Raw genomic sequence first — 7920 nt, 5'->3', positions numbered from 1 at the left:
AACAATATTCTGGTTGGGATGATAGAACGAAAGATAGAATTGGTAATTATAATGAATTACAACAACTTATTTGGAATAATAAACAAAAGGCTGCAAATGAAGTTATTTATGCAGTGAAAGTATTGTTGAAAGATCATCCTGAGGTAATAACTAGTATGTCTTCTGACTATATATCTATTTCTATTAGCACCCCAATTGTGGAAACTCTTGCAGGTGTTGCTATCGTGGATAAATTTGGCAATGTATATGGTTCGTTAGCATTGGCTCCAGGGGTTACAGCAGGATTGCCAGGGAGTATTAGTAAGGGGTATTTACCATCATCGATAAGTTCGATAAGTGAGAACTATATAAGTGCAATGGAAGGTTTTTATGGAGCGGGGACAGCAAGAGGCGTTATAGGAGGTAATATTAGTTTATCTCAGGCGGGGATAATTTCTGAATTAAATGCCGGTGCTAATGCAGAATTAAGTGTTGAATTTGGCTATACATGGTATATTGGAAATATTAATAATAATTATTATTAATAAGTTGAAGGAGATTTATAAAATGAGAAAATTTATTCGTAAATTAGGGTATATATATGGAGGTGTTTTAATTTCTGTATTTTTATTGGGATGCTTGTATCAAATTGTTTTTTATTCTTATATTAATCAGAGAGTGGAACTCTTGAAGCAGGCAGCAGAACAAATAGAGTTTGTTCAAAAATATGAGCATAGTGAAATGAAAGTTAAAGGTTATTTGCAGATTGAGAAGAAAATAAGCTTTATAGTACATACTAATGACTCTCCAGATATAATATTAAATGAATTAAATAAACAGTTTGAGCGGATGGGGTGGACGATTAGTAAAGTAGATAGAAATTACTATGGATTTAGAGCGTATAATGACAATTATGGCTTTATAGCAGGACCAATAATGAAAAAAAGTAAGATTACAGGTAAAGAAGAATTTGAAAATGATTGGTTGGTGATATTTTATTATAATAATTTTTTTGCTAGGAGTAATATTTAAGGCTAGATTTAATTTTCAATATAACATTGCATATTCGTTGAAGCCCGTTATTTTTTAGTTATTAAGAAGTATATTTATTGTTACAGGCTGGTCGTGATGTATCTATGACAGCCGCTCAAATTGGCTCCCTAGAAGGGACGACCATAGAGGCTGGTAGTAATATAAGGGCTAATTCGGCTGAGCAATATGATTACACTATGGCCGATGTGAAGGTGAAGAAATCTGGGATTATGGGTTCTGGTATGGGCTTTATGATTGGAACGCAAAAGTCCACTGATACACAAAGTGGTTCTTATATTACACAAGTAGGTACTACTATTGGGAGCGTAAAGGGGAATACGCAGATTAAGGCAGGTGATACGGTTCATTTGACTACGACTAATGTAGCGAGTGGACAAGATGTTATAATTGGGGGACAAGATGTAATTCTAGATGGTGCCTATAATACAGCAGATGAAAATTATTATGCTAAGCGTTCTAGCTCCGGATTAACAGTTAGTTTAGGGGGCGTGGTGCCATCTGTATTGCAAAGTGCTAGTAATTATATTAGTCAAGGGAACCATCGAGACAATACATTATTAGGTACGCTAGAGTATGGCGAGACAATTTAATTCATCTTCAAATTGGTGTGGGCGCGCATACTTCATCACAATCGCAATCACTCCATTCGGCAACGTATACGGGTGGTACTGTCATTTCGAAAGAGGGTCAGATATCCATTACGGCTACGAGCGATGATGATACAAAAGGTACTATTCAGGCCGTTAGTGAAGCTATACGGGCAAATAGTGTCTTATTACAGGCCTCTAAGGATGTATCTTTAGAGAGTGCTACTAATACACAGTATATAGAAGAACGAAGTTCAAATTCAGGAGCCTCATTGGGCGTTAATTTAGGTACAACTGGTATACTGGGGATAGAGGCTAGTGTATCTCGTGGCCGTGGTAACACAGTGAGTCAAGTTGTTACGCATGCGCCTATGACCGTAGAGGCAAACGAAGACGTTTCAGTAGAGGCTGGCCGAGATATATCGTTAGTAGGTGCTATGCTACAGGGCGATAGGGCTATGGTTAAGGCGGGGCAAAACTTAACGATACAGAGTGTACAAGATAAAAAGGATTATACATCGAAGACTAAAGAAACAGGATTGTCTGTGTCTATTCAACCAACTGGTCGTATAGGATCTATTGGTGGAGCCTATAATTCAGGTAATATACAGAGCCAGTATGCGAGTGTTACGAGTCAGGCGGGGATATATGCTGGGGCTGGTGGTCTTACTGTTGATGTAGGCGATACCACACACTTAACAGGGGCTGTATTACATAGTGAAGCTACACCAACTCTTGATAAAGAAGGCAATCCTAATGCAAGTTTATATGCTTTGAGTCGTGGTTTAGTAGTAGCCGCGCCAGCTACTAGAGGGCGTACTAATACTAACGAAACTGGTGAATACATCGGTAAAGCGCCTGCTGTTATTGTGGATTTAAAGGCAGCTGTAGCCTATTTACATAGCAATGATAAACGCATGGCAGGTAATGCTAATCGCATTATTTCTAATGGTACCAGTGCCGGTGGCGCTGTTTCACTACTTTTAGGGGCTACCGGAAATAATATTGAGTATGCACCGTATTTGAATGAGCTAGGCGCGGCTAAAGGCCGTACTGATATTTATGCAGTATCCGCGTATTGTCCTATAACAGATTTAGATCATGCTGATATGGCTTACGAGTGGTCGTATAATGGCGTTAATAGTTATACGGGTATGCCTGATTTAGGTGGTCAAATGGAGCCCCCAGACCCTGCATTAGGGCTTAATGTAACAGATCAATCTATGCCTAAAGGGAAGACCATAGCCTTAGATGCTGATGCTATGGCATATAGCCAGTTATTAAAAAAGAACTTTTCTGCTTATGTAAATAGCTTAGAACTTAAGGATGTAAAAGGCCAGACTTTAACGTTACAGCCGGATGGGACGGGCTCTTTTATGACCTATGCTAAATCTTTTATTATTGATAGTGCTAATAAGGCTAACGCTGAGGGCACTGACATAAATACAGCTGATTTTCTAGTGTATGATACTCAGCATCCGGAAACAATTGTTGATATTAATTGGCTCGTTTATAATACTTCAGTGGGGCGCATGAAGGCACCCGGTGCTTTTGATGCACGTAATAATTCTACCGGTGAAAATAATTTATTTGGTACCACGACCATAGATAATCAGCATTTTACAGAATTTGCGGCAATTCATGGGGATGGTACGAGCGTAGCTGCTAATGAAATCATTCGTCTAATGAATCCACTAAATTATATTCACCCGTATAAGATGGCGCCAGTAGATATGACGGCAACTTCATCGGATACTTCAAAATATTGGCGTATTCGCTATGGTGAAATTGATAATAACACGTCTATGGCTGTGCCTTTAATTGTAGCCACTCGTTTAGCTAATTATGGTTATGAAGTGAACTTTGCTATGCCTTGGGGTGTGGCCCATGCTGGCGATTATGATTTGCCTGATTTATTTGATTGGATAGATGAAATTGTATAAGTGAATGAGGAAAATTATGGAGCAAATAAAGAAGCCTATTGTGGCGTTAATGTATGACTTTGATAAAACACTCTGCACCAAGGATATGCAAGAATATGGTTTTATTCCTGAACTTGGACTGACGCCGGCCGAATTTTGGCAGGAGGCTAATGGTCTCACTGATAGTGAAGGGATGGACGGTATTTTAGCGTATATGTTCATGATGGTTAAAATGAGTCAACGCCATGAAGTACGTATTACTCGAGAAACGCTTAATAGTCTTGGTAAAGGCATTGAATTTTTCCCTGGTGTAGCTACTTGGTTTGACCGGATTAATGCGTATGGTGCTTCACAAGGTGTGGAAGTAGAGCATTATATTGTATCGTCCGGGGTAAAAGAAATTATTGATGGCACTAGCATAGCTAAACATTTTAAGAAGATTTATGCCTGTGAGTTTAAATACGATTATAATGGGCTCATTGAGTGGCCGAAGGTAGCCGTTAACTATACAGCGAAAACGCAGTTTTTATTCCGCATCAATAAGGGTGTGTTAGATATTACCACTCACAGTGATAAAGAATTGAATCAATATACGCCTGAGGCTAAACGGCGGGTGCCATTTAGCAATATGATTTATATTGGCGATGGTCTTACTGACGTGCCTTGTATGAAATTGGTTAAAGTCAATGGCGGACAATCTATTGCGGTATATAATCGTGATAATGAAACTGGGTTGGCTTCGGCCACTAAGTTGGTGAAAGATAATCGCGTTAATTTTATTACTCCTGCTGATTATGAAGAACATAGTCGGTTGGAAAGTATTGTTAAAACGATTATTGATAAAGTAAAAGTAGTGGAAGCCTTGCAGTGTATTTAAGTGTAAGCATAAGCTTAAAAAAGCCTGATAATAAGTTATAAATAATTGAAAAGTAATTTAAAAATCCCCTAATAGTAGCGTTAAGGCTAGTATTAGGGGATTTGTAGTATAGTATTATAAGCACACTGTATTTATAAGATCCCTTATAAGCTTATAAAAGTTCCGCTTTTAATGAATAGTAAGCATCTGTATAATAGGGTTTCATTTGGGATTCTTGTAAGTCGCCACCATAAGCACGGCGACTCACTACAATGACCGGAGGACTTTGAATTCGTTTAGCTACGGCCATACCACTAAATAAATTCCACCAACGTTCTAAATCAGCAATAAAGTCGTGAGCGGATTTGAAATACTGTTCGATTGGTTGCGGTAAATCAAGTAATGAAACGAGTCGTTTTTCTTTATAAGCTAAGAGAATATCTTCTGGACTTAGGCGATTCCAAGGTTCGATAAAGGCACGGAACAATCGGTCGTGATATTCGTATTGTAATGGATCACCTTGGCCTTTGGTAATATCTTGGTTTTCAGATAGTTCAGCGCTAGGGATGATGTCAATCGTGCCTTGGGGAATGACCTGGCGTTTAAAGATGACTGTATTTAAATATTGTGCTAGGCCATATACTTGGTATTTCCATAAATCACCAGTAGCGGCTAGGAAGCCTGCTAAATCACCATATAAAGTGGCGTAGCCAATGGTAAACTCTGTTTTGTTCCCGTTGCAGGTAAAGGCACCACCTACAGCGGCAGCAATACCAGCTAGAATACGGCTAGAGCGGTCACGAGCTTGGATATTTTCTTTGACAAAGGAACTAAGGGTAAGACTCTCCGTTTCACCAGTGGGACGGCTAAAGCTTAGTTCACTTAGCTGATTAGTTGTTAGCTGGAGGCTATCTTCTACAGGGCACACGGCATAGTGGCAGCCTAAATTGTGGGCCAGTTGAGCCGCTAAGTCCTTAGTCGCATGGGAGTTGAAACGAGATGGCATGTTGACTAAATAAATTTGGCTAGGGTCAAGGATTGTGGCATATAAAGCAGCATTTAATGCGGAGTCAATACCGCCGGACACGCCAATGACAATTTTTTTAATACCTGTTTGTTTTAAAAAGCTACGTATCCCATAGTGTAAGGTATTATAAATTTGCTCTATTTCATTAGGTGCTGGCAGTGGGGGCAATTCTCGTTTAACGGGCTGTCCCTCTAATAAATTGACTGGCTCATAAGTAGTAGCTAATTTTTCCAGTAATACAGGTTGAATAGTAGATTCATAAGCAGGTAATTGTACGCCTATTTGACCTTCCGCTGTATACACGGTGGATTGTCCGTCAAAGGTGCAAAGAGATTTACCATTATTCTGAAGGCCTATGGAGTTGATGTAGAAAATGGGGGCATTGAGTTCCTTGGCCCTAGTTTGAAATAAACGATGACGGCGCTCATTTTTACCTAAGGTAAATGGTGAGGCTGAAATATTGATATACGCATCAATAGGTGTTTCTAGGAGCTGACTTTTTTCTTGTAGTGTTGTAGTAGGTGATATTAAATAATTTTCATCCCAACTATCTTCACAGAGCAAAGGAGCTACTGTAAAAGGCTCCCCTTTAAACGAAAATGGCAATAGGCCCAATAATTCCTCCACTGGCCGGTGTAATTCGTAGGCAACCGTAGTGAGGTTGGTAAAGTAACGAGCTTCGTTAAAAAAGCGATAATTAGGGTCTAAGGTTTTAATGACAAAGGGATAGGGCGATTCCTGAGGGGCAATGACCTTGCCATTTTGAGCAGCAAAAATCGCATTGTATTTACGAACTCGACCATCTGCATTGTGTTTGGTAGTATCCACGCCAACATTGCCAAAAATAACAGCTATATTTTGGGTTGCCTTTATAATGTCTTCACCCATGGTAACACACTCGTTCACAAAGGCTGGTTGATCCCATACATCGCCAATTAAGTAACCACTAAGGGCTAATTCGGGTAAGATTAATAAATCCAAACGCAAAGCTTTAGCATAGGCAATGGCTTGTAAAATAGTTTCTTTATTTTTTCTTGGGTTGCCCGGGATGACTTCAATTTGTCCCATACCAATTCGAATCATAGAGTCTCCTTGTTTATAAATTAAAGGTACAGATTATAGTTATTTGTCAATTGTTATTTGTTACTTATTACTTATTACTTGTTTATTTGTTATTTGGTAATCATTAATTGTTATTTGGTATTTGCTATTTGTTCGTAGTTTGTTTGAAACGAGGTAAGTCTGTAATTAAGAAGGTAGCTAGTAAAGCAAGCCAACAAATTGGATTGAGGGTTAGCCAAGCGGTTTGCAAATCATAGATATCTGCTAATTTACCAATTAATGGTGTTACAATGCCACCTAAGGTGATACCAAGACCTAAGGTAATTCCCGAGGCAAAACCAATATTTTTGGCTAAATATTGTTGCCCTAGAATAACAATAGGGCTATATTGTGAGAACACACCAAAACTTAAAGGTAATAAAAGCAACATAGATAGCCAATATTCATTACTGAGGGTAAAAGCTAACATGATTGGTACAAGTAGTATATAACAATAGCGAATGACTTTAACAAACCCGATGCGATCGGCTAAGGTGCCACCAATAAGGGTAACTATAACACCGCAGATAAAAAAGGCTGATAAGGCAAAGTTACCTGACGCTGTATTTTGTCCTAATTGGGTAATCCAATAAATAGGAATAAAAGTATTTAGCACGGAAAATATAATGGAACGAGCAGCAATAACAATAAATAGTATGTTGAAACTACGCCAATCGTTTTGGGCAACTACAGTTTGGGTTTGTTTGGCTTGTTGTTGGCGAGCCGCTACTAATTTATAAGGTTTGGCTAATAAGTAAAAGGTAACTAAAAGAGCCCCCATGATTGAAAAGAGAATTAAGCTTTGTGGGCCCCAGATATAAGCAGTACTCGCTAAAATAGGACCAACTGCAAAGCCCGCTTGGCCCCCTACAGAGAAATAGCCCATAATCTTTCCTTTCTTTTGTCCTGAAAGGGCATTTACCCATCGAGCAGCTTCTGGATGGAAGAGGGCTGAGCCAAAGCCTGCAATTAGGGAGCATAAGATAATGCTTTCATAGGAGCTGACAAAACCAATGGCTGATATGCTAAGGCAACAGATCATAATACCTATAGGTACGCTGGGCCAGAATGTTCGTTTGTCTGCTAAATAGCCAAAAAACGGCTGAGCTATAGTAGCAAGGGCTGTGTTGAAGAAAATAATGATAGCGACTTCTTCATAGGTTAAGCCATAATTGGTAATAAATAAAGGTAGGAGTGCTGGTAGCGAACCTTGGGCTGTATCATTGACCATGTGGCACACGGCCGGTAGATATTCACGGCCTTTTTGGAAAATATTTGGTTCTATTGGTTCTGGGGTAAGACTGGCTTCGTTTAGCATAGGTACCTCACTGGATAATTATAGTATGTAAAATAAATGTATTTTCATATTTTTGTGTTCAAAAGTTGCTTAATTTG

General features: G+C 39.0%; 7 protein-coding genes. 5 read left to right on the top strand and 2 right to left on the bottom strand.

Annotated elements, in window-relative coordinates:
- The 5 genes from VER_RS07165 to VER_RS07145 all read left to right on the top strand — a co-directional run.
- On the top strand, positions 1-524 hold a 524-nt coding region (locus VER_RS07165), incomplete at its 5' end, for a hypothetical protein (protein ID WP_162100181.1).
- A 22-nt stretch (positions 525-546) separates the two neighbouring features.
- Entirely contained in the window at positions 547-1011 is a 465-nt protein-coding gene (locus VER_RS07160; RefSeq protein ID WP_162100180.1) for a hypothetical protein, read from the top strand.
- Positions 1012-1088: 77 nt separating this feature from the next.
- Positions 1089-1622, top strand: a complete 534-nt coding sequence (locus tag VER_RS07155; protein ID WP_162100179.1) for a hemagglutinin repeat-containing protein — start codon at positions 1089-1091, stop codon at positions 1620-1622.
- A 17-nt stretch (positions 1623-1639) separates the two neighbouring features.
- Positions 1640-3562 carry a subtype B tannase gene (locus VER_RS07150; protein ID WP_162100178.1) on the top strand — a complete coding sequence of 641 codons (1923 nt, stop codon included), beginning with the start codon at positions 1640-1642 and terminating at the stop codon, positions 3560-3562.
- Between the two features lie 16 nt (positions 3563-3578).
- Positions 3579-4418, top strand: a complete 840-nt coding sequence (locus VER_RS07145; protein WP_162100177.1) for an HAD family hydrolase — start codon at positions 3579-3581, stop codon at positions 4416-4418.
- A gap of 151 nt (positions 4419-4569) precedes the next feature.
- On the opposite strand, the gene nadE is transcribed toward VER_RS07145, so the two are convergent.
- A complete protein-coding gene (gene nadE, locus VER_RS07140) occupies positions 4570-6507 on the bottom strand; it encodes an NAD(+) synthase (protein WP_162100176.1) in 1938 nt (645 codons plus the stop codon).
- 124 nt (positions 6508-6631) lie between these two features.
- On the bottom strand, positions 6632-7843 hold the full coding sequence (locus VER_RS07135; protein WP_162100175.1) for an MFS transporter: 1212 nt from the start codon (positions 7841-7843) through the stop codon (positions 6632-6634).
- Positions 7844-7920 lie beyond the last annotated feature (77 nt).

This window comes from Veillonella sp. R32, from assembly GCF_010093125.1.
Classification (GTDB): domain Bacteria; phylum Bacillota; class Negativicutes; order Veillonellales; family Veillonellaceae; genus Veillonella_A.
The sequence above is the reverse complement of the archived record's forward strand: the minus strand, read 5'-3'. Positions and strand labels throughout refer to the sequence as shown.